This window comes from Streptomyces sp. R-07, assembly GCF_049913175.1.
Lineage (GTDB): Bacteria > Actinomycetota > Actinomycetes > Streptomycetales > Streptomycetaceae > Streptomyces.
Genome location: NZ_CP183978.1, coordinates 1,060,613 through 1,082,658 on the forward strand (window position 1 = coordinate 1,060,613; position 22,046 = coordinate 1,082,658).

A 22,046-nucleotide genomic window follows, 5' to 3' on the forward strand; every position below is an offset into this window, starting at 1 on the left:
TTGCGATCGTGCCAACTAATCAACGTTCCACCCATGAGCTGACCGTGCAGAACATTTGCCTGCAATCGGTACTGTGCTCCTTAGAAAGGAGGTGATCCAGCCGCACCTTCCGGTACGGCTACCTTGTTACGACTTCGTCCCAATCGCCAGTCCCACCTTCGACAGCTCCCTCCCACAAGGGGTTGGGCCACCGGCTTCGGGTGTTACCGACTTTCGTGACGTGACGGGCGGTGTGTACAAGGCCCGGGAACGTATTCACCGCAGCAATGCTGATCTGCGATTACTAGCAACTCCGACTTCATGGGGTCGAGTTGCAGACCCCAATCCGAACTGAGACCGGCTTTTTGAGATTCGCTCCGCCTCACGGCATCGCAGCTCTTTGTACCGGCCATTGTAGCACGTGTGCAGCCCAAGACATAAGGGGCATGATGACTTGACGTCGTCCCCACCTTCCTCCGAGTTGACCCCGGCGGTCTCCTGTGAGTCCCCATCACCCCGAAGGGCATGCTGGCAACACAGGACAAGGGTTGCGCTCGTTGCGGGACTTAACCCAACATCTCACGACACGAGCTGACGACAGCCATGCACCACCTGTATACCGACCACAAGGGGGGCACTATCTCTAATGCTTTCCGGTATATGTCAAGCCTTGGTAAGGTTCTTCGCGTTGCGTCGAATTAAGCCACATGCTCCGCTGCTTGTGCGGGCCCCCGTCAATTCCTTTGAGTTTTAGCCTTGCGGCCGTACTCCCCAGGCGGGGAACTTAATGCGTTAGCTGCGGCACCGACGACGTGGAATGTCGCCAACACCTAGTTCCCAACGTTTACGGCGTGGACTACCAGGGTATCTAATCCTGTTCGCTCCCCACGCTTTCGCTCCTCAGCGTCAGTAATGGCCCAGAGATCCGCCTTCGCCACCGGTGTTCCTCCTGATATCTGCGCATTTCACCGCTACACCAGGAATTCCGATCTCCCCTACCACACTCTAGCCTGCCCGTATCGGATGCAGACCCGGGGTTAAGCCCCGGGCTTTCACACCCGACGTGACAAGCCGCCTACGAGCTCTTTACGCCCAATAATTCCGGACAACGCTTGCGCCCTACGTATTACCGCGGCTGCTGGCACGTAGTTAGCCGGCGCTTCTTCTGCAGGTACCGTCACTTTCGCTTCTTCCCTGCTGAAAGAGGTTTACAACCCGAAGGCCGTCATCCCTCACGCGGCGTCGCTGCATCAGGCTTTCGCCCATTGTGCAATATTCCCCACTGCTGCCTCCCGTAGGAGTCTGGGCCGTGTCTCAGTCCCAGTGTGGCCGGTCGCCCTCTCAGGCCGGCTACCCGTCGTCGCCTTGGTAGGCCATTACCCCACCAACAAGCTGATAGGCCGCGGGCTCATCCTTCACCGCCGGAGCTTTTAACCAGCCCCCATGCAGGAGCCGGTGTTATCCGGTATTAGACCCCGTTTCCAGGGCTTGTCCCAGAGTGAAGGGCAGATTGCCCACGTGTTACTCACCCGTTCGCCACTAATCCACCCCGAAGGGCTTCATCGTTCGACTTGCATGTGTTAAGCACGCCGCCAGCGTTCGTCCTGAGCCAGGATCAAACTCTCCGTGAATGTTTACCGGTAATCCGGTGAGACACTCGCGTTGAGCGGGACAGTCATGCCGGAATATGGCCGACCGTCCACAGCGTCCTCGCTGTAGTGTGCCACCCCGAGGGGTGGACTTTTTCAAAGGAACCTCGACCATCCGAAGATGGACGGGGTATCAACTAATCTGGCGTTGATTTTTGGCACGCTGTTGAGTTCTCAAGGTGCGGACGCTTCCTTCGTTCCTGTTTCCAGGCCCTCCGGGCGCTTCCTTCGTTTCCAGCTTAGCAGATCCGATTTCCGTTTCTGCCACCCGCTGGAGCGGGCTGCTGGGGCAGGAATTCGCTATTCGCGCTTTCCGTTCCCGGCGGGGTTGAACATTACCAGGCTTTCTCGGTCCCCCTGACCACATCCCCTGCGAGCATGCAGAGGTGTAGACCACTGGGGTTAGGATCTGGCTTGATAGGTGCTGCCGACCCGCGACTCAAGGCCGCGTTGGGGTCAGGCAGGAGTACGACAGTACATCCCACCGTCAGTAGAGGCAAATCGTTTCCGGTAGTCCCTAGCTCCGACCAACGGGTACGTCTCGTGCGGAACCGGGACTTCCTATGACATACGCTTCAGAACAGTACGCCGTCCAGGACAGGTAGTGACGGCGCCACACAATCTCCGCCCCTGGGAGGCTTCCCATGACAACCGTGACGTCGCCGCTTGCTGGACGCGCCATCGGTCTCGCCGCAGTTCCCGACCCGGTCTTCTCCGGTGCGATGGTCGGTCCCGGTACCGCCATCGATCCCGTACGTGAGGCCTCGGAGGCGGTCTCCCCCATCGACGGGGTCATCGTCTCCATGCACCCGCACGCCTTCGTCGTCGTCGACGGAGAGGGACACGGTGTGCTGACCCACCTCGGCATCGACACCGTCCAGCTCAACGGGCAGGGCTTCGAGCTGCTCGTCAAGAAGGGTGACACCGTGACGCGCGGACAGGCCGTCGTGCGCTGGAACCCCGCCGAGGTCGAGGAGGCCGGCAAGTCCCCCATCTGTCCCATCGTGGCCCTGGAGGCCACCGCGGACTCGCTCTCCGGAGTCGTCGAGGACGGCGATGTGAAGGCCGGCGACCAGCTCTTCGGCTGGAGCTGAGCCGGTCCGTCCTCATGACGACCGCGAGTTCGACTTTCAACGCGGCGGCCGGGGCCGTCGCTCAATCGGAGACGGGTGAGATGGAGACAACGCTGCGAGGCGTCGGCGTCAGCCACGGAGTGGCGATCGGCGAGGTCCGGCACATGGGTACGGCGGTTCTGGAGCCGCCGGCCAAGCAGATCCCCGCGGACGAGGCGGAGCGCGAACAGGGGCGCGCCCGTCAGGCCGTGGAGGCTGTGGCCGCGGACCTGAATGCCCGGGGCAATCTGGCGGGTGGTGAGGCCCAGGCGGTGCTGGAGGCCCAGGCGATGATCGCCCAGGACCCGGAGCTCATGGCCGACGTCGACCGTCGTATCGCGGTCGGCAGCACGGCCGAGCGCGGTATCTACGACGCCTTCTCGCACTACCGCGAGCTGCTCGCCGGTGCCGGCGAGTACATGGCGGGCCGGGTCGCGGACCTGGACGACGTGCGGAACCGGATCGTCGCGCGGCTGCTCGGCGTGCCGATGCCGGGCGTGCCGGACAGCGACGAGCCGTACGTGCTCATCGCGCGGGATCTGGCGCCCGCCGACACGGCGCTGCTCGACCCGGCGCTGGTGCTCGGGTTCGTGACGGAGGAGGGCGGGCCGACCAGCCACAGCGCGATCCTCGCGCGGGCGCTGGGTGTGCCGGCCATCGTGGCTCTGCCGGGCGCGGGTGAGCTGGCCGAGGGCACGCTCATCGCGGTCGACGGTTCCACCGGTGAGCTCTTCGTGGATCCGAGCGAGGAGAAGAAGGAGGAGCTGACGAAGGCCGCCGCCGCGCGCAAGGCCGCTCTGGCCACGTCCAGTGGTCCCGGCGCCACCTCCGACGGGCACAAGGTGCCGCTGCTCGCCAATGTCGGCGGTCCGGCGGACGTGCCGGCGGCGGTGGAGGCCGGTGCCGAGGGTGTCGGTCTGTTCCGTACGGAGTTCCTCTTCCTCGACGACAGCAAGCAGGCGCCGTCGGAGGAGAAGCAGGTCGAGGCGTACCGCAAGGTTCTCGAGGCGTTCCCCGAGGGCCGTGTGGTCGTGCGCGTGCTCGACGCGGGCGCCGACAAGCCGCTGGACTTCCTGACGCCGGCGGACGAGCCGAACCCGGCGCTCGGTGTGCGGGGTCTGCGGTCGCTGCTGGACCACCCGGAGGTGCTGCGGACGCAGCTGACCGCGCTGGCGAAGGCGGCCGAGGGGCTGCCGGTGTACCTCGAGGTCATGGCACCGATGGTGGCCGACCGTACGGACGCGAAGGCGTTCGCCGACGCGTGCCGTGAGGCGGGGCTGCGGGCGAAGTTCGGTGCGATGGTCGAGATCCCGTCGGCCGCGCTGCGGGCTCGCTCGATCCTGCAGGAGGTCGAGTTCCTGTCGCTCGGCACCAACGACCTGGCTCAGTACACCTTCGCGGCCGACCGTCAGGTCGGTGCGGTGTCCCGGCTCCAGGACCCGTGGCAGCCGGCGCTGCTCGACCTGGTGGCGCTGTCCGCCGAGGCGGCCAAGGCCGAGGGCAAGAGCTGTGGTGTGTGTGGCGAGGCCGCTTCGGATCCGCTGCTCGCGTGTGTGCTGACGGGTCTGGGGGTCACCTCCCTGTCCATGGGTGCGGCGTCGATTCCGTACGTGCGGGCGACGCTCGCCAAGTACACGCTGGCGCAGTGCGAGCGGGCCGCGGCCGCGGCGCGGGCCGCGGACACGGCGCACGAGGCGCGGCTCGCCGCGCAGGCGGTGCTGTCCGGGGAGTGATCCTCCCCTGAGGTGCTGGGCGAAGGGGCTTTCCGTCACGTGGTGGCGGGGAGCCCCTTCGTCGCGTCGGGGTCAGTGATGGGTGTTCCAGTCGTCGTCGGGGTCGGGGGCGAGGGGGTGGCCGGCGCGGTACTCGACGCCCGGTTCCGGAGAGAGGGGTTCGCCGGTGCGGGCGTCGGTGCAGTAGGCGGCGAAGACCTCCGCCTCGGTGAGGGGGGTCAGGGTGCCGCCCGTGAGGCGCCAGCCGTGGAGTCGGTCCGGGGCGCCCGCGGTGGTGGTGCGCAGGACGATTCCGCCGGGTGCCGTGAGGGCGATGCCGGCGGCGAGGACGGCGGTGAACTCCGTACCGGTGGCGTCCTCGGTTGGTGTGGTGCCGTGGGTGTGGAGGACGGCGAGGAGTTGGTCGTCGGCGGCCTGGACGCTGCAGACAAGGTGGTGGATGCCCGGGCCCGCGGCCTCGAGGAGCCGTACGAGCAGTCGGTCGGCTCGCTCGTACGCGGCTTTGCCGATGTCCTTGCCGCAGCCCGCGCAGTCGCCTGCGGTGGCGAGGACGGTGGTGGCGTACTCCCAGGTGGCCTGTCGGACGGCGGTGTCGACGAGCTCGGGGAGGAGGGTGGCGAGGGGCTGGCCGGTGTAGGTGACGCGGGCGCCGGTGGTGGCCAGGTGGGCGGTGAAGCGGCTGCGGCTCGCGGGGTGGTCGGGGTCGGTGCCGGTCTCGGCGCACCAGGCCGCGTACTCCTCGGGGTCGAAGAGGGTGACGGTGGTGTGGCCGCCCTGGGTCGCGAGGGTCCTGAGGAGGGCCTCGATCTGCCGCAGGTAGGTGGTGTGGTCGTCGAAGGCGAAGGTCCGGTACTGGCGCATCGCGGCGAAGTCCTGCTCGTCGGCGAGGAGGCCGACGGTGCTGGGGACCTCGCGGCGCAGGGCGCGGCGGAGGTGTGCGGTGGTGGTGCCGGTGCGTGTCATGTCTCCCCCTGGTGACGCTCCGATCAGTGCTCACTCACCGTAACCTTCGGCACTGACAGTGACGGGTCGGTGAGGCGTCGGCGGGCGAGGCGGTTCTGGACGGCGGTGGTGGCGACCAGGGCGGCGCCGAGGAAGGGCCAGGCGAGGGGGCCCGCGGAGACGAGACCGGTCATGAGGAGGGGGCCCGCGAAGCGCTGGGTGGACTGGGCGAGGCCGTGGACTCCGAGGTAGGCGCCCTGGGCGTCGTCGGGGGCGAGGGCGACGGAGATCTCCCAGGAGACGATCGTGTGGATCATCTCGGCGAAGGTGAGGACGACGGCCGCCGTGATCAGGGCGGTGATCGCGAGGGTGGGGCCGCCCAGGGGGGAGACGGTCAGGGCGAGCGTGCCCGCGGCGAAGAGTCCGGCCAGGGGCCCGAGCAGGCGGCGGGCGGCGTCGGTGGTGGTCCCGAAGCGGGAGAGCGGGACCTGGAAGAGCACGACGAGGACGCTGTTGATCACCAGCAGGATCGGCGCGAGGCCGACCGGGGCGTCGGTGGCGTGGACGATCCAGAGCGGCAGGGCGACCTGGAGGATCGAGTCGTGGAGGTAGAAGACGGCGTCGCCGGCGGTGAAGGCGAGGAAGCCGCGGTCGCGCCAGGGGTTGGCGGGCTTGGCCGCCGGGGCCGGGTCGGTGGAGGCGGCGGTGACGCGGGAGGCGGCGGGGGCGGGGGGCTCGGCGCAGCGGAGGGTGAGGGCGGCCATCACGAGGTAGGACAGCGCGTCGCCGATGAGCAGGAGCTGGAAGGCGGTGGTGGAGCCGACGGCGAGTGCGGCGGCGGCGCCGAGGCCGCCGAGGGTCCAGCCGAGGTTGCCGGTGGTGCGGTTGATGGCCTGGTAGCGGATGCGGTCGGGGCCGGCGACGCGGGCCGCGTAGAGCTTGGTGAGGACGTTGGTGGCGCGGTCGGGCAGGGCGCCCGCGGCGGAGAAGAGGACGAGCAGCCAGTAGTCGTCGGTGGTGAGGAGGGCGAGGAGGGCGGCGGCGCGGAGGAGTTGGGTGCAGATGATGACGCGGACGAGGGGGAAGCGGTCGGCGAGGCGGCCGCCGAGGGGCGCGCCGGCGATGCCCGCGGCGCCGGAGAGGCCGATGAGGAGGCCGACCTGGCCGAGGCCGAGGCCGGTCACGTAGGTGAAGTAGAGGGCCATGGCCGTGGCCCAGAGTCCGGTGCCGCACTTGTCGATGAAGCCGACGAGGAGCATGCGGCGGCCGTCGGTGCCGCCGGGGATGCGGTCCTTCAGAGGCGGGCGGGTGGGTTGGCTGGTGCTGCGGCTCACGGGTCCCCCTTGCGAACTTCTTTGTATTGATACATAATTGATTACGTGGCAGCACAATATGCGATCGAAGGGGCGACGGCCAAGGGGATTGCCGCGTCCGTGGAGCGAGGCGTGTCCGAGGGCGGGCTCGCACCGGGCGACGCCCTCCCCCCGGTGCGGCGGCTCGCCGACGAACTGGGGGTGAGTCCGGGCACCGTCGCCACGGCCTACAAGGAGCTGCGGCAGCGGGGGCTGATCGTCACGCGGGGCCGGGGCGGGACGGTGGTGGCGGAGGTGCCGTCGGCGGCCTCGCGGCGTCCCCCGCGCGTGCCCGCCGGTCTGGTGGATCTGTCCGCCGGGTTTCCGGACCCGGACTTCCTTCCCGTACTGCGGCCCCCGGCGGCCGTCGACCCGGTGTACGGCTCCCATCGCGCCGCGCCCCGTCTCGCGCACCTGGAGGAGCTGACCAGGGCGTGGTTCGAGCGGGACGGGGTGTCGGCGGAGCACGTGACGTTCGCGCACGGCGCCCTGGACTGCATCGCGCGGCTGCTCTCGACGGAGCTGCGGCCCGGGGACGCCGTGGCGGTGGAGGATCCCGGGTTCCACCATGTGCTCGACCTGGTGCCCGCGTTGGGGTTGCGGGCGGTCCCGGTGGCCGTGGACGAGGAGGGACTCGGGCCGGAGTCGCTGCGGGCCGCGCTGCGGAGCGGGGTGCGCGCGGTGGTGTGCAGTCCGCGGGGCCAGTGTCCGACCGGGGCGTTCTTCACGCGGGCGCGTAGGGACGAACTGGTGGCGGTGCTCCGGGAGTTCCCCGAGGTGCTCGTCGTCGAGGACGACCACAACGCGGAGGTCGGCGGGGCCGCGGCGTACACGCTCGCGGCCGCGGGACTCGACCGGTGGGCGCAGGTGCGGACCGTGTCGAAGCACCTCGGCATCGACCTGCGCTGGGCCGGTGTCGCGTGCGACGCGGTGACGCTGGCGCGGCACGACCGGCGGATGGTGATGACCTCGGGCTGGGTCAGTCACGTCCTGCAGGAGACGGTGGCCGGTCTGTTCGCCGACCAGGCCGTACGGGAGCTGGTGGCGGCGGGCGAGGCGGCGTACGCGGAGCGGCGCTCGGCGCTGATCGGCGCGCTCGGCACGTACGGGATCCGTGCGGTCGGGGCGAGCGGTCTCAACGTGTGGGTGCCCGTGCGGGACGAGTCGGCGGTGGTGAACGGACTGAGGACGCAGGGCTGGTGGGTGGCCGCGGGGGCACGGTTCCGCATCGCGGCCCCGCCGGCGGTGCGGATCACGACATCGACGCTCGCGCCGGCCGACGCGATGCGGCTCGCGGCCGACTTCGCCGAGGTCCTGGGGGACGCGCAGGCGACGTACGGCGGGTGACGGCGCCGACCCGGGGAGGGGCTTGCCGGTCGGCGCGCGGACGCCTCCGGGGAAGGGCGGTGGCTTCCCCGGAGTGTCCGGTCGGTGTCGGTTCAGCGGGTGCGGAAGGCGTTGCGCTGGGTCTGCGTGAGGGTGTTGCCCCGGGCGTCGGTGAGTTCGGCGCGGAGCGAGACGGTCCGGCCGGGCGCGGGGGTGCGGAAGCCCGCCTGGCCGTTCAGGACGGGGACGCGGGTCCAGGTCGTGCCGTTGTCCGCGGACAACGACACGGCCAGGGACCGGACGCCGGTCTCGGCGGCCGCGCCCTGGACGGTGACCGGCACACGGACCAGCGTCCCCGCCGGGGCGGTGCCGTCGAGGGCGAGGTCCGGGGCGAACCGGACGACGCTGAGGGGAAGGGTCTCGCGGCGGGGTGCGGCGGCCGAGGTGAAGGTCCAGGAGGCGGTGACGCGACCGCTCGCCGCCGTGCCGTCGCCTCGGGTCGCCGAGGCGGTCAGCCGGTACGAGGCCGTTCCGGGGGTGGTGGTGAACTCGGCGCGGCCGGGGTCGCCCTGACGGGTGCCGATCAGGACGCCGTCGCGGTGGAGCGTGGTGGTCGCGGTGCGGAAGCGCGGTGCGCTCGGGGCGTGGCCGTCCCCGTCGGCGAGCAGCGGGATGTCGAGTGCGATCCGGTCGCCGTCGCGGACGCCGGCCGGGCGGGCACCGGGCGTGGTGTCGAGGGCGGGGCCGAAGACGGCGTTGTCGAAGGTACGGGTGGTGGTCGCGCCCGCGTGGACCGCGATTCCGCTCGCGGAGTAGCGGTTGGGCGGCGCCTCAGGGGCGGCCGGGCCGGTGTAGTCGACGTCCCAGAGGCCCCGCTCGGGGGTGACGAGGACCGTCGCGGTGGCGGGGGATTCGAGGGACTGGGCGAGACCGACGGTGGGGCCCGCGCTGGGCTGGACGGAGACGAATCCGGTTCCGGTCGCGCCCTCGGGGGCGGCTCCGCGGATCTTGACGGTGGCCAGCTTCTCGGCCGCCGGGTGCCGGACGAGGCCGGTCAGGGCGCGGTCGGAGGTGAAGGTGTAGCCGAGCGCGTAGTCGGCGCGCGCGCCGGACCAGTAGGTGTCGAACCACTCCTTGACCGTGCCCGGTTCGGAGGCCGGGCCGAGGTGGGCCACGCGCAGGCCCTCACGGGCCATCATGACGTTCGCGGAGCGGGTGGTCCCCTCGTGGGTGACCTCGACGAACCCGATGCTGTTCAGGTAGCGCGCGCCCGACTCCGGCGGGCGGACGTCCACCGGGGCGGTCGTCCGGGCGTCGACGGTGACGGTCGTGTCGCCGTCGAGGTCCAGGCGGGGCTGGACGACCCAGTCGGTCCCGGTCGCCGGATCAGGGCCGTACAGCGTGGAGTCGAGCAGGTAGCGCCCCTTGGGCAGGCGGACGGCGACCGTGCCGGACTCGTCGTACGGCGCGGCCTCCTCCTGCGCGCCGGGGCCCGAGATGCCGGTGACGTGTGTGCGGTATCCGCCGGTGGCGGCGCCCGCGCGGTCGAGGTGCCGGATCGTCAGGGTGTACGTCTCGGGGGCTCCGGTCGCCGCGACGGCGGTCGGAGGCAGGGCGGAGATGGTCGTGCCGGCGAGGACTCCGGCGAGGGCCAGGGTGCGCAGGACGGTGCGGCGGCCGGGGGTACCGGAGTCGGTGGTACGGGAGCCGGCGGTGGCACGGGCTTCGGTGGTGGTCCGGGCTCCGGCGGTGGTCCGGGGCGTGTGTCGGGGTGTCGAGGAATCGTTCATGCCCAGCACTGCTCGCCGCGGCCGGGGCGTTCCCGTGACCTGGGCCACACCGGCGGGCCGTGTGGTCCAGGTCACGGGAACCCGGACGAACCGTCGCCCAGTGCCATATGTGGAATCACCTATGAGAGATCGTTTCCGCGCCGGGGACCCCGCGGCGCTCGGAGCGGCGTACGACGAGCACGCACGCGTGCTGTACCACTACGCCTTCCGGGTGTGCGGGGACCGGGCGGCCGCGGAGGACGTCGTGTCCGCCGCCTTCCTGGAGGCCTGGCGCTGCCGCGGGAAGGTGCACGCCGACGGCGGCAGCCTGCGCCCGTGGCTGCTCGGCATCGCGACCAACATCATGCGCGGCGTGGCCCGCGAGGCACGTCGGCGGGACGCGGCGCTCGCAAGGATCCCCGACCGCGGTGTCCTGCCGGACTTCGCCGACGACGTCCTCGCCCGGATGACGGACGGGGAGCAGATCCGTGCGGCCCGCGCGGCGCTCGGCAAGCTCAAGCGGCGCGAGCGCGAGGTCTTCACCCTCGTGGTGTGGGCGGGTCTGGACTACGCCGCGGCCGGGGAGGCCCTGGGAGTCCCGGTCGGCACCGTCCGCTCCCGGCTATCGCGGGCCCGTGAACGGCTCCGGAAGCTCGCCGAGGCCGAACTGCGCGCGGCGCGGCGCCGGGAACGGTCCGCCGCGGTCGCGGTCCGCCGCTCGACCGTACGAGCGGCTTCCGCCGACGCCCCGGCTCGGGCGGGGAGCTCGCCTCGCGCCGCCGAGGGTGTACGCGGATCCGGAGCAGCCGGGGCGGGGCCGGAACGACCCGTGCCAGGGACCGCCGCCGCACGGCTCGGCTCGCCCGCTTCCGTCGACGCACCGCGCTCCTCGCCCGCCCATGCGGCGGATCCGCAGGCCTCGGTTGCGTCCGTGACCGATCCGATCGGCTCGCCCGCCTCCGCGGCCGCACCACATCCCTCGACCGCCTACGCGACCGATCCGAAGACCTCGCCCGCTTCCGTGGCCCATCCGATCGGCTCGCCCGCCTCCGCGGCCGCACCACATCCCTCGACCGCCTACGCGACCGTCCGCCCGGCCCTCGCGCCCCGACCGACCCAGGAGAACCAGGCATGAACGCCTTCGCCCCCCGACCGCCGCACGCCGACGCGGACGAGCTCCTGCGTGCCGAGCTCGCCGAGCTGTTGCCCCCGCCGCCGGTGCCCGACCTGACGGCGGAGCGCAGTCAGCACCTCAGGCACGCCGTCCTGCGGACCGCCCTGGCCGCCGGTGACGGTGCGACGGCCCGCCCCGTCCGTGCGCGCCGGCCGCGCCGGGGGCTCCGGCTCGGCTGGATCGCCGCGCCCGTGGCCGCCTGCGCGGTCGTCGCCGGTGTCGTCGTGCTCGCGCCCCAGGGCGGAGCTCCCGGGTCCCCGGGCCGTATCTCGGCCGAGCCGCCCGCCTCGCCCGGGGCCGTGCGGGTGCTGTCGGACGCCGCGCTCGCCGCGGCCGCCGCCCCCGCGCCGGACGCCCGGCCCGGTGGATACGTCTACGTCAAGAGCCTCGTCGCCCACGCGGGGCGTGACGCGGCCGGCGGTCCCGCCACACTGCCGCCCGCGCATCAGCGCGAGGTGTGGCTCTCCGTCGACGGCAGCCGGCCGGGCCTGCTGCGCGAGCCCGGTGCCGCCGACACCGAGCTCGGCGCCGAGCTGCCCGTGTACGAGCTGGAGCGTCCCGGGGCGACGCCCAGGAAGATCGCCATGGAGGCGGCGCCGCCCTCGGTCACGAACCCGACCCACGCGTACGTGGCGACGCTCCCCACGGATCCGGACGTGCTGCTGCGCCTGATCCGGGACCAGACGCGGGCGGCCGAGGGCGACGCCGATCAGCGGGCGTTCACCGCGATCGGGACCCTGCTCGCCGAGACCTGGGCTCCGCCGAAGGTCACCGCCGCGCTGTACGGGGCGGCGGCGCGGATCCCCGGAGTGACCGTCCTGCCGTCCGCGAAGGACGCGGCCGGCCGTGAGGGCGTCGCCGTGGCCCGTACCGCCCACGGCGAGCAGACCCAGTGGATCTTCGACCGCACGACGTCGGCGTTCCTCGGTGAGCGCACCGTCCTCACCGGGACCACCTCGGCCGGGCGGGCGGGGACGGTTCTCGGAGTCTCGGCAGTGCTGGCCAAGGCGGCCGCCCCGGCGCCCGGCGAGCTGCCGAAGGGCTGACCGGAAACGCCCCGGGGCCCGCCGATCCGGACGGATCTGCGGGCCCCGTTCGTGCGCTCAGCCGCGGCGGTTGGCCGCGAGGGTCTCGTAGAAGTGGAGGAGGCCGAGGTCGTCGACCGAGCCGGCGTTGACCGCCTTGGCCAGGGGGGTGCCCTGGAGGAGGCGCTTGACCGGGACCTCGATCCGCTTGCCCGTGAGGGTGTGCGGGACGCCCGGGACCTCGATGATCTCGTCGGGGACGTGGCGCGGGGAGAGTTCGCTGCGGATCGTCCGCTTGATGCGGTCGATCAGCTCCTCGTCCAGGGTGGCGCCCTCCACGAGGTGCACGAAGAGCGGCATCCAGTAGCCGCCGTCGGGCTCCTCCAGGCCGATGACCAGGGACTCGCGGATCTCGGGGAGGCGTTCGACGGCCTCATAGATATCGGCGCTTCCCATCCGGACGCCCTGGCGGTTCAGGGTGGAGTCGGAGCGGCCGTGAATGACGACCGAGCCGTGGTCCGTGATGGTGATCCAGTCACCGTGGCGCCAGACGCCCGGGAACATCTCGAAGTAGCTGTCGCGGTAGCGGCTGCCGTCGGGGTCGTTCCAGAAGTGGATCGGCATGGACGGCATGGGGTTGGTGACGACGAGTTCGCCGACCTCGCCGATCAGGGGCTTCCCGGAGGGGTCCCAGGACTGGAGGTCGGTGCCGAGGCCCGCCGCCTGGAGCTCGCCGATGTGGACGGGCAGCGTGGGGACGGCCCCCGCGAAGCAGGAGCAGACGTCCGTGCCGCCGCTGACGGAGGCGATCCACAGGTTCTCGCGGACCTCGTCGTGGAGCCAGCGGAAGCCGTCGGGGGGCAGCGGCGAGCCGGTGGTGGCGACGCACTTCACGGCGGAGAGGTCGAAGTCCCGGCCGGGGTGGACGTCCGCCTTCGCGCAGGCCATCACGTACGCGGCGGAGGTGCCGTACAGGGTGGCGCCGGTGCGTTCGGCGACGCGCCACTGGGCCGCGGTGTCGGGGTAGCCGGGGCTGCCGTCGTACAGGACGACGGTCGTGCCGGTGAGGAGGCCGGAGACGAGGAAGTTCCACATCATCCAGCCGGTGGAGGTGTACCAGAAGAACACGTCCTCGGGGCCGAGGTCGCAGTGCAGGCCCAGCTGCTTGACGTGCTCGACGAGGATGCCGCCCTGGGACTGGACGATCGCCTTCGGCAGGCCGGTCGTGCCGGAGGAGTACAGGACCCACAGCGGGTGGGAGAACGGCACCTGCTCGAAGACGGGCTCGGCGTCGGCGGCGACGAGGTCGGTCCAGGCGAGGGTGCCTTCGGGGGCCGGGGTGCCGAGGAGCGGGATGTGGACGACGGCGCGGAGGGTGGGGAGCTCGGCGCGCAGTTCGGCGACGGTGTCCCGGCGGTCGTGCTCCTTGCCGCCGTAGCGGTAGCCGTCGACGGTGAAGAGGACGACGGGCTCGACCTGCTGGAAGCGGTCGAGGACGCTGCGGGCGCCGAAATCGGGGGCGCAGGAGGTCCACACGGCGCCGACCGCGGCGGTGGCGAGGAGCGCCACGACGGACTGCGGGATGTTGGGCAGGTAGCCGCTGACGCGGTCGCCGGGGTTCACGCCGAGGGCGCGCAGTTCGGCCGCGAGGGAGGCGACCTGGCGGCGGAGCTCGCCCCAGGTGACCGGCGTGGGCTCCTGTGTTTCGTCCACATGGAGCAGGGCCGTGTCATGGGGCCGCTCGTCGGCGGCGCGCAGGGCGTGCTCGGCGTAGTTGAGGGTGGCTCCGGGGAACCAGTCGGCACCGGGCATGGAGCGGTCGCCGAGCACCCGCTCGTAGGGGGTCGAGAAGCGGAGGTCGAACCACTCGACGACGGCCTGCCAGAAGGTTTCGAGCTCCTCGACCGACCAGCGGTGGAGCGCCGGGTACCCGCCCTCGGCAGGGGCGCCGTGGTGTTCAGCGGCCCAGGCCTGGAAGCGGGTGACGGCGGCCGTGGCGATGCGTTCCTCGTCCGGCTGCCAGAGCGGCTCGGTCGGCGCTGCTGATGTCATTGGGGCGGCTCCCTGGCTGTACGCGGGTCTGCGTGTGTCTCGCGCACGTGCTGGGGTGTGCGCGTGACGCGGCTGACAGGACGATGCCATGTGATCGTCTTTCGCACCAGGTCTGCCCGCCCATGGTCGGGCGGTTGAACATGTGCTCCCACCACGGGTGAACGGCAGTTGAACGGAGCCTGTTCAGGCTCCGACGGGTGGCAGGGTGAGCTGCATGGACGGTCGTGAACTGGTGCGTTCGATCAAGGTTTTCGGTTCGGTGCAGGGCTTGCGCGCGGTGCGGTCGGCGTGGCGGCAGCGGCGTACGGACGCGTGGGGGCTGCCGCCCGCGGGGGCGGAGCGGGCCAGGGTGCCCGGGCTCGCGGTGGAGGCGGCGGCGGCTCCGGGCGGGGGGACCGTCCGGTTCGCCCGGTCCTCGCTCCGGATCCGCGTGTCGTCGGGCGGCACGGTGTTCTGGGGGTGGGACGGTGCCGAGCCGCTTCCCTCGTACGCCCTGGCCGGCGAGGCGCCCGACGCCGATCCGCGGGCCTCGCTCGAACCGGACACCGACGGCGGCTGGCGGATCGTCTCGGAGCGGGTGACGGTGACGGTCTCGCGGCACGGGGCGGTGGAGCTCCGGACGCCGGGCGGGGTGCTGCTCCGCCGGGACCTTCCGCCGCGCTGGTGGGAGCCGGTGGCGGGCGACGGTGAAGGTCCGGTGGCGTCGGGGGCCGCGCGCTGGGTGCAGCGCAGCGAGGTGCCGGCCGACGCGCGGTTCTTCGGGCTCGGCGGGCGGGCGGCCGGCCCGCGCCTGCGGGACGGCTCTTACCGGCTGTGGAACACCGATCCCAAGGGCGGCTTCGGCCCCGGGGACGATCCGCTCTACCTGACCATGCCCGTGCAGTTCGTGGTCTCGGACGCCGGTACGCACCTGGCGTTCCACGACAACTCCTGGGACGGCCGGGTCACCCTGGCCGAGGGCGAGGAAGGTGCCGGGTCCGGGCACGACCGGCCGGGGACCAGCGAGGTGCGGATGACGGGCGGGCCGCTGCGCTGCTGGGTGGTCGTCGGCACCCCCGCGCGCGTACTGCACGGCTGGGCGGCGCTGACGGGCGCGCCCGCGCTGCCGCCGTCCTGGGCGCTCGGGCCGCAGCACGCCCGCTGGGGCTTCGGCAGCGCGCGGGAGGTGCGGCGGGTGGTGGCCGGCTACCGGGAGCGGGGGCTCCCGCTGTCCGCCGTACACCTGGACATCGATCATTACGACGGGCACCGGGTGTTCACCGTCGACCGGGAGCGGTTCCCCGATCTGCCGGGGCTCGCGGAGGAGCTGCGGGAGCAGGGCGTGCGCCTGGTGTCGATCGTGGACCCGGCGGTGAAGGCGGAGCCGGGTGATCAGGTGTACGACGGTGGGTCGGCGGTGGACGCCTTCGTCAAGGACGCGCGGGGCCAGGAGGTGCGCGGGGTGGTGTGGCCGGGCGAGTGCGCCTACCCGGACTTCACCGATCCGGCGGTGCGGGAGTGGTGGGGCGGCCTGTACGAGGAGCGGCTGCGGCAGGGCTTCGCCGGGGTGTGGCACGACATGAACGAGCCGGTGTCCTTCGTCCCCTTCGGCGATCCGACCCTGCCCCGTTCGGCGCGGCACGTGCTGGAGGGCCGGGGCGGCGACCACCGGGAGGCGCACAACGTGTACGGGCTCACGATGGCCCGGGCCGGGTACGAGGGGCTGCGCCGGCTGCGGCCCGACGAGCGGCCGTTCCTCTTCTCGCGCTCCGGCTGGGCGGGCATGCAGCGGTACGGCGGCACGTGGTCCGGCGACGTGTCGACGGGGTGGCCGGGGCTGCGGGCCTCGCTCTCCCTCGTCCTGGGGCTGGGGCTGTGCGGGGTGCCCTACTCGGGGCCGGACGTGGGCGGTTTCGACGGCAGTCCTTCGCCGGAGCTGTTCCTGCGCTGGTACCAGCTGGGCGCGTGGCTTCCCCTCTTCCGTACGCACGCGGCGATCGACGCGGGGCGGCGGGAGCCGTGGGAGTTCGGCCCCGAGGTCCTGGAGCACGCGCGCGTGGCGCTGGCCGAACGGGAGCGGCTGCGGCCGTACTTCACGACACTGGCCCGGCTGGCCCGGATGACGGGCGCGCCGTACGTCCGTCCGGTGTGGTGGGGGACGCCCGAGGACCGGGTCCTGCGCGACTGCGAGGACGCCTTCCTCCTCGGTGACGCGCTGCTCGTGGCCCCGGTCCTGACGCGGGGCGCGGACCGGCGGGCGGTGCGGCTGCCGCGCGGACGCTGGTACGACACGGCGACGGGCCAGGCGTACGAGGGTCCGGGGCAGGTGCTGCTCGACGCGCCGCTCTCCCGGGTGCCGGTCCTGGCCCGGGCGGGTGCCGTGCTTCCCGTACGGGGCGAGGGGGGTGAGCCGGCCCTGGAGGTGTGGGCGCCGGCCGCGGGGCGGACCGGTGGCGGGCTCGTCGTGCGGGACACCGGGGACGGCTGGGAGGCGGCCGCGATCGAGCGGTACCAGTCACGGCTCGTGGACGGCAGGGTGGTGGTGGAGCGCGTCACGGAGGAGGGGGTCGAGGCGGTGGGACTTCCGGTGGTGGTGCGGGGGCTGTGAGGGGGCGGATCCAGGAGGCCAATCCAAGATCCGTATCCTTTCGTCCGCGCTTCGCAACGCCGATGAAAGCGCGGGCCATTGCCATGTCCACCGTTTGAGCGATCGACCAGGATCTGCGAATGACAGGTACCGTTTGATGCACACGACAGAGTCGGCAGAAGCCTCGATCGAGGACGCGAACAACATCTTGGTCGCGCCTTCGACGTTGCGGGACAATGACGTGATCAGGGACTTCCTCGGGTCCACGATCACTCCGGAGGAGCTTGTTTCCGGTTCGCCCGACCTCACGCAGAAGACCGTCTACCTGTGTGGCGACATATCCGGGATCAGCGGCCGCCACCTGTATGCGGCTGCCCGGGTGTTCGTCATCAGGGAGCTGTCACACGGTCACCGCGAGGACGTCGACGAACCCTGGACTCTCGTCGACCTCGGCCGGGTTCCCGTCCGCGTGCACGGCGTCGGCGTGTACTACCGCCGATTCTTCGAACTCGACGCCGATCACTTCGGACGGATCCGTGCGGAGCACGCGTTCCAGTCCCTGACGGAGTCCACCAAGCCCGGAACAGCCCAACGCAGCGGAATCTATCTGACGCCCGTCACGCAAGACGGTGACGAACTGCATTTCCGCCTGCTGCGGTGCTCCACGAACCTCTCGGGACCGACCGAGAGCTTCCGCCCGACCGACACGCGCATCGTCGAGGCTCTGAACCGTGAGGCCGCCGCCGTCTTCCGGAACCAGGCACCGCTCAATCACGTGCTCGCGCAGATCTACCACAACACCCGTGCCACGTCCGAGCGCAAGCAGTCCAAGGCCAGGATCTCGTCCCATGCCGACAAGACCAAGGACATGCCCGTCAACGGCGTCATGGCCTTCTGCACGTTCTACGACGGGCTCGACAAGCTGCAGCCCCTGGCCGAAGACGCCTTCGACTACGGCGTGAAGGGTGTCAGCGGGCTGACCAGACTCCACTTTCGCCTCAAGGAGCCGGCCGAAGGCCGCGACGGTGTCGCGCTCCCCCCGCAGTTCACCGTGACACTCCACCCCGGCTCCGTCTTCTTCATGCCGCTGTCCACCAACCGCCTGTATACGCACGAAATCCGGCCCTCGCCGTTGGACGCGGAGTTGCTCCCGACCCGCCTGGGGTACGTGGTGCGCTGTTCGGGCGCCGAAGCCGTTCACAAGGACGGCCGCACGTTCCTCAAGGTGGCCGGAGATCTGTTGGAGCTGGGGCCACCCACACCGGACGGCATGAACGAGCTGCGCAGGCTGTACGCCGAGGAGAACAGGACCTCGTCCTTCATCGACTACGGCGACGAATTCCTCTTCAGCATGAACACGGGAGACTACATTGCCCCTCGGATCTAGGATCTCGGACGATGTCCTCTCGTTCACTCTGCCGACCGAGGGGAATCTCTTTGCGGAGCTTTCCGCGTCGACCCATTGGGAAGACGTGGGAAAAGGCCGGCGAGGCGCCGTGCTGACCAGGATCGACGAGGCGGGTGGTGTGCCTCTCGTACGGACCACCACTCGATACGGCAGCCCGACGCAGCGTTTCCGGGCGGTGCACGAACGGCTGGCGCAACAGATCCAAGAGCGTGCGCCGTTTTCGGTCGGCTTCAACAACGCCCTCATCGAGTGCTACACGAACGCCTACACCACCATGGGCGGACATTCCGACCAAGCCCTCGATCTGGCCGACGAGTCGTTCATCGCCGTCTTCTCCTGCTACCGAGATCCCGAAGCGAGCCCGCCGAGGAAGCTGGTCTTCGAGTCGAAGGGGGCCGGTGGCGAGAACTTCGAGATCCCTCTCGTCCACAACAGTGTCGTCGCGTTCTCCGTCGACTCGAATCGGCGGCTCAGGCACAGAATCGTCTTGGACGCGCCCGCCCGGGCGGCGGACAACCCATGGCTGGGAGTGACCTTTCGAACGTCGAAGACCTTGGTTCGGTTTCGCGACGGACATGTCTACCTCCCGCAGGGTGAGCGCCTCATGGCGGCCGACGATGAGCAGAGGCGCGAGTTCTACCGGCTACGGCGTCGTGAGAACCAGGAAACGGACTTCATCTACCCCCTGCTGACGTACACCATCAGCGAGAGCGATCTGATGCCGCCCGTCTGACCCCCTGGATACCGGTCACCCGTAGGCGCCGCCGAACCACTTCCGTGCCGCCTCCGTGTGGAGCGGGAAGGCCAGCTCCTCGGGAGTACGGAGCAGGTGGTGGCCGCTCGTCTCGTCCGTCGGGGTGGACGACGGGAGTTCCGCGGCCGGGCGGGGCGGGAGGAGGCCGAAGAGGAGGAGGTGGCCCGCCGGGGAGCTCATCGCGTCGGCGAGGCGGACCTCCTCGGCCGAGGCGGGGATGCCGGTCTCCTCGCGGAGTTCGCGGGCCACGGCGGCACGCCAGTCCTCGCCGTGGTCGATGAAGCCCCCGGGCAGCGCGACTCCGCCCCGCGCGGGTTCGATGGTGCGGGTGATGACGACGAGGCCCGTTCCCGTTCCGTCGGTGACGGGGAGGAGGGCGACGGCGACGGGCAGCGGGTTGCGGTAGGCGGTGTGGCCGCAGGCCGGGCACGTGCGGGGCCAGCCCGCGTCGGGCAGGTGGGCGGCGCCGCAGGCGGAGCAGTAGGTGTCCATCAGAGGGTGCCCTTCACAGAGGTGTCCATCAGGGAGTGCCCTTCACAGGGGTGTCCATCAGAGGGTGACCTTCACAGGAGTGACCTTCACGGCCCGACCGTATGCGATCACCCTTTCCCGGCGCTGCCGGAACTGATAGACGGTGCGCATGACAGGACTCGCAACCGCTCTCCGTACCCTCGCCGTCACGGCCGCGGCCGGGCTGCTGGCCTTCACCGGCACCGTCGCCGCACCCGCTCCCCCGGCCTCGGCCGCGCCGGAACCCAAGGCGCCACGGGAGTTCGTGGCGCTCAGCTCCGTGGACCGGACGATCCTCCAGGAGATGCGCTACACGACCGAGCACAACTTCGTCGGCGAGCCGGTGGACGGCTACCGCCAGCCGTTGTGCATCCTGACCCGCCCCGCCGCCGAGGCGCTGCACCGCGCGCAGGTCCGGCTGCTCGCCCGGGGGTACACGCTGAAGGTGTACGACTGCTACCGGCCTCAGCGGGCCGTGGACCATTTCGTGCGCTGGGCGAAGGACCTGGAGGACGAGCGGATGAAGAAGGAGTTCTATCCGCTCGTCGACAAGTCGAGGCTGTTCGCGGACGGTTACATCGCTGAGAAGTCCGGGCACAGCCGGGGCTCGACGGTCGATCTGACGATCGTGCGGCTGCCGGCCGTGCCCACGCGCGCGTACGTGCCGGGTGAGGAGCTGGTGGAGTGCTGGGCCCCCCGGGCGGAGCGGTTCCCGGACAACTCCGTGGACATGGGGACCGGGTACGACTGCTTCGACACGCGCTCGCACACCGACGACCCGCGGATCCAGGGCACGCAGCGGGCCAACCGGCAGGTGCTCAAGGGCGCCCTCGCCGAGCAGGGCTTCGTGAACCTGCCCGAGGAGTGGTGGCACTTCACGTTCAAGCCGGAGCCGTTCCCGAGCACGTTCTTCGACTTCCCGGTGGCGCGGAGGTCGGTGGCCGGACACTGAGCCCTTCTCAGTACCGGCCTCCCGTGGCAGACTTCTGACGCTTCGTCAGATCACGGGAGGTCCCGATGGCACGGACGCGCAGACCGGTGGTGGCCGGGTGGTTCACCGACGACACCGTGCCGGAGGCGGAGTTCCGGCTGCTCGGCACCCGCTGCACGGCCTGCGCGTCGGTCTTCTTCCCGCGCGAGGACGACTGGTGCCGCAACCCCGGCTGCCCGGGCGGCGGAGAGCTGGCGGAGATTCCGCTCTCGCCGCGCGGCCGGGTCTGGTCGTACACCGACGGCCGGTACCGTCCGCCCGCCCCGTACGTCTCCGACCCGGACGCGCCCTGGGAGCCGTACACCCTCGTCGCGGTCGAGCTGGCGGCCGAGGCGATGGTGGTGCTCGGGCAGGCGGCGCCCGGCGTGTCCACGGCCGACCTCGCCGTCGGGACGGAGGTCGAGGTGGTGCCCGGTGTCCTCAACGAGGACGAACAGCACACCTGGACCACCTGGAACTGGCGGCCGGTGGCAGCGGCGCAGCGGGAGGAGCGGTCGTGAACGACATCGCCGTGCTCGGGGCCGGGATGCACCCCTGGGGCAAATGGGGGCGGAGCTTCGTCTCGTACGGGACGGCCGCCGCCCGCGCCGCGCTCGCCGACGCCGGTCTGGAGTGGTCCGACATCGGCTCGGTCGTCGGCGCGGACACCATGCGCTGCGGATACCCGGGGTACGTGGCGGGGGCGACCTTCGCCCAGGCCCTCGGCTGGCAGGGGGCGCGGGTCACCAGCGTGTACGCCGCCTGCGCCTCGGGCGCCCAGGCCATCGGGACCGCCCGGGCCCAGATCCTGGCGGGCCTCGCGGACGTGGTCCTGGTCGTCGGCGCGGACTCGACGCCGAAGGGGTTCCTCGCCCCGGCCGGCGGCGAGCGGCCCGGCGATCCGGACTGGCTGCGGTTCCGGGTGCTCGGTGCGACCAACCCGGCGTACTTCGCGCTCTACGCGCGCCGCAGGATGGCGCTGTACGGAGACACGGCCGAGGACTTCGCCCAGGTGAAGGTGAAGAACGCGGCGGCCGGCGCGCTCAATCCGCTGGCCCGCTACCGCGCGCGGGTGACCGCCGAGGAGGTCGCGGCCTCAGCCGTCGTCGCCGATCCGCTGCGGCTCCTCGACATCTGCGCCACCTCGGACGGGGGCGCCGCGCTCGTCCTGTCCAGCATGGACTTCGCTCGACGTCACGGACACCCCGACCCGGTCCGGGTCCGTGCGGTGTCCACCGTCTCCCCCACGTTCCCCAAGGCGGTGCTCGACCTCCCCGACATCGCGACCGACTCGGCGGCCGCCGTCTCCCCCGCCCCGCACACCTTCCGCGCCTCGATCGCCCGCGCCGCCTACGAGGAGGCGGGGATCGGGCCCGAGGACCTGTCCCTGGCGGAGGTGTACGACCTGTCCACCGCCCTGGAACTGGAGTGGTACGAGGACATCGGGCTGTGTGCGCCGGGCGAGGGGGCCAAGCTGCTGCGGGACGGCGCCACGGCGCTCGGCGGGCGCCTGCCGGTCAACACCAGCGGCGGCCTCGGCTCCTTCGGAGAGGCGGTGCCCGCCCAGGCGATCGCCCAGGTCTGCGAGCTGACCTGGCAGCTGCGGGGCACGGCGGGCGACCGGCAGGTGCCGGGGGCACGGGCCGGGATCACCGCGAACCAGGGCCTGTTCGGGCACGGCTCGGCGGTGGTGGCGGTGCGCTGACCACCGCCGAGCACCGAGCC

Annotated in this window: 16 protein-coding genes and 1 rRNA gene; 11 read left to right on the forward strand and 6 right to left on the reverse strand. The window is 71.4% G+C overall.

Annotated elements, in window-relative coordinates:
• Nucleotides 1-84 precede the first annotated feature (84 nt).
• Nucleotides 85-1,610, reverse strand: a 16S ribosomal RNA gene (locus ACN9M0_RS04900).
• A gap of 662 nt (nucleotides 1,611-2,272) precedes the next feature.
• Between ACN9M0_RS04900 and ACN9M0_RS04905 the strand changes: the two genes are divergently transcribed.
• Both ACN9M0_RS04905 and ptsP read left to right on the forward strand, forming a co-directional pair.
• Nucleotides 2,273-2,722 carry a PTS sugar transporter subunit IIA gene (locus tag ACN9M0_RS04905; protein WP_366042087.1) on the forward strand — a complete coding sequence of 150 codons (450 nt, stop codon included), beginning with the start codon at nucleotides 2,273-2,275 and terminating at the stop codon, nucleotides 2,720-2,722.
• Between the two features lie 80 nt (nucleotides 2,723-2,802).
• On the forward strand, nucleotides 2,803-4,473 hold the full coding sequence (ptsP, locus tag ACN9M0_RS04910; protein ID WP_366042086.1) for a phosphoenolpyruvate--protein phosphotransferase: 1,671 nt from the start codon (nucleotides 2,803-2,805) through the stop codon (nucleotides 4,471-4,473).
• A 72-nt stretch (nucleotides 4,474-4,545) separates the two neighbouring features.
• Here ptsP and ACN9M0_RS04915 read toward each other — a convergent pair whose 3' ends face one another.
• Both ACN9M0_RS04915 and ACN9M0_RS04920 read right to left on the reverse strand, forming a co-directional pair.
• Entirely contained in the window at nucleotides 4,546-5,436 is an 891-nt protein-coding gene (locus ACN9M0_RS04915) for a hypothetical protein (protein ID WP_366042085.1), read from the reverse strand.
• Between the two features lie 23 nt (nucleotides 5,437-5,459).
• Complete coding sequence (locus ACN9M0_RS04920; protein WP_399699487.1) at nucleotides 5,460-6,749, reverse strand: MFS transporter; 1,290 nt, start codon at nucleotides 6,747-6,749, stop codon at nucleotides 5,460-5,462.
• A gap of 45 nt (nucleotides 6,750-6,794) precedes the next feature.
• Between ACN9M0_RS04920 and ACN9M0_RS04925 the strand changes: the two genes are divergently transcribed.
• Nucleotides 6,795-8,114, forward strand: a complete 1,320-nt coding sequence (locus tag ACN9M0_RS04925) for an aminotransferase class I/II-fold pyridoxal phosphate-dependent enzyme (protein ID WP_366042083.1) — start codon at nucleotides 6,795-6,797, stop codon at nucleotides 8,112-8,114.
• Between the two features lie 92 nt (nucleotides 8,115-8,206).
• Here ACN9M0_RS04925 and ACN9M0_RS04930 read toward each other — a convergent pair whose 3' ends face one another.
• Entirely contained in the window at nucleotides 8,207-9,883 is a 1,677-nt protein-coding gene (locus ACN9M0_RS04930) for a serine protease (RefSeq protein WP_426403178.1), read from the reverse strand.
• 121 nt (nucleotides 9,884-10,004) lie between these two features.
• On the opposite strand from ACN9M0_RS04930, the gene ACN9M0_RS04935 reads away from it, so the two are divergent.
• Together ACN9M0_RS04935 and ACN9M0_RS04940 are read left to right on the forward strand one after the other, a co-directional pair.
• Entirely contained in the window at nucleotides 10,005-10,997 is a 993-nt protein-coding gene (locus ACN9M0_RS04935) for a sigma-70 family RNA polymerase sigma factor (RefSeq protein ID WP_426403179.1), read from the forward strand.
• Nucleotides 10,994-12,082, forward strand: a complete 1,089-nt coding sequence (locus ACN9M0_RS04940) for a CU044_5270 family protein (RefSeq protein WP_426403180.1) — start codon at nucleotides 10,994-10,996, stop codon at nucleotides 12,080-12,082. The genes ACN9M0_RS04935 and ACN9M0_RS04940 overlap by 4 nt, the downstream gene beginning before the upstream one ends.
• Before the next feature lie 57 nt (nucleotides 12,083-12,139).
• On the opposite strand, the gene ACN9M0_RS04945 is transcribed toward ACN9M0_RS04940, so the two are convergent.
• Entirely contained in the window at nucleotides 12,140-14,113 is a 1,974-nt protein-coding gene (locus ACN9M0_RS04945; protein ID WP_426403181.1) for an acetoacetate--CoA ligase, read from the reverse strand.
• 214 nt (nucleotides 14,114-14,327) lie between these two features.
• On the opposite strand from ACN9M0_RS04945, the gene ACN9M0_RS04950 reads away from it, so the two are divergent.
• From ACN9M0_RS04950 to ACN9M0_RS04960, 3 genes are all read left to right on the forward strand, one after another.
• Nucleotides 14,328-16,700, forward strand: a complete 2,373-nt coding sequence (locus tag ACN9M0_RS04950) for a glycoside hydrolase family 31 protein (protein WP_399699496.1) — start codon at nucleotides 14,328-14,330, stop codon at nucleotides 16,698-16,700.
• A 136-nt stretch (nucleotides 16,701-16,836) separates the two neighbouring features.
• Nucleotides 16,837-18,066, forward strand: a complete 1,230-nt coding sequence (locus tag ACN9M0_RS04955; RefSeq protein ID WP_426403182.1) for a hypothetical protein — start codon at nucleotides 16,837-16,839, stop codon at nucleotides 18,064-18,066.
• On the forward strand, nucleotides 18,050-18,820 hold the full coding sequence (locus ACN9M0_RS04960) for a hypothetical protein (RefSeq protein ID WP_399699498.1): 771 nt from the start codon (nucleotides 18,050-18,052) through the stop codon (nucleotides 18,818-18,820). The genes ACN9M0_RS04955 and ACN9M0_RS04960 overlap by 17 nt, the downstream gene beginning before the upstream one ends.
• Before the next feature lie 15 nt (nucleotides 18,821-18,835).
• Here ACN9M0_RS04960 and ACN9M0_RS04965 read toward each other — a convergent pair whose 3' ends face one another.
• Complete coding sequence (locus ACN9M0_RS04965; RefSeq protein ID WP_426403183.1) at nucleotides 18,836-19,333, reverse strand: NUDIX domain-containing protein; 498 nt, start codon at nucleotides 19,331-19,333, stop codon at nucleotides 18,836-18,838.
• 148 nt (nucleotides 19,334-19,481) lie between these two features.
• On the opposite strand from ACN9M0_RS04965, the gene ACN9M0_RS04970 reads away from it, so the two are divergent.
• The 3 genes from ACN9M0_RS04970 (at nucleotide 19,482) to ACN9M0_RS04980 (ending at nucleotide 22,026) form a co-directional block, all read left to right on the forward strand.
• Entirely contained in the window at nucleotides 19,482-20,303 is an 822-nt protein-coding gene (locus ACN9M0_RS04970) for a M15 family metallopeptidase (protein ID WP_399699502.1), read from the forward strand.
• A 65-nt stretch (nucleotides 20,304-20,368) separates the two neighbouring features.
• Nucleotides 20,369-20,842, forward strand: coding sequence for a Zn-ribbon domain-containing OB-fold protein (locus ACN9M0_RS04975; RefSeq protein ID WP_426403184.1), 474 nt, complete (start codon nucleotides 20,369-20,371; stop codon nucleotides 20,840-20,842).
• Between the two features lie 26 nt (nucleotides 20,843-20,868).
• Nucleotides 20,869-22,026, forward strand: coding sequence for a lipid-transfer protein (locus ACN9M0_RS04980; RefSeq protein ID WP_366042088.1), 1,158 nt, complete (start codon nucleotides 20,869-20,871; stop codon nucleotides 22,024-22,026).
• The last annotated feature ends 20 nt before the right edge of the window (nucleotides 22,027-22,046 follow it).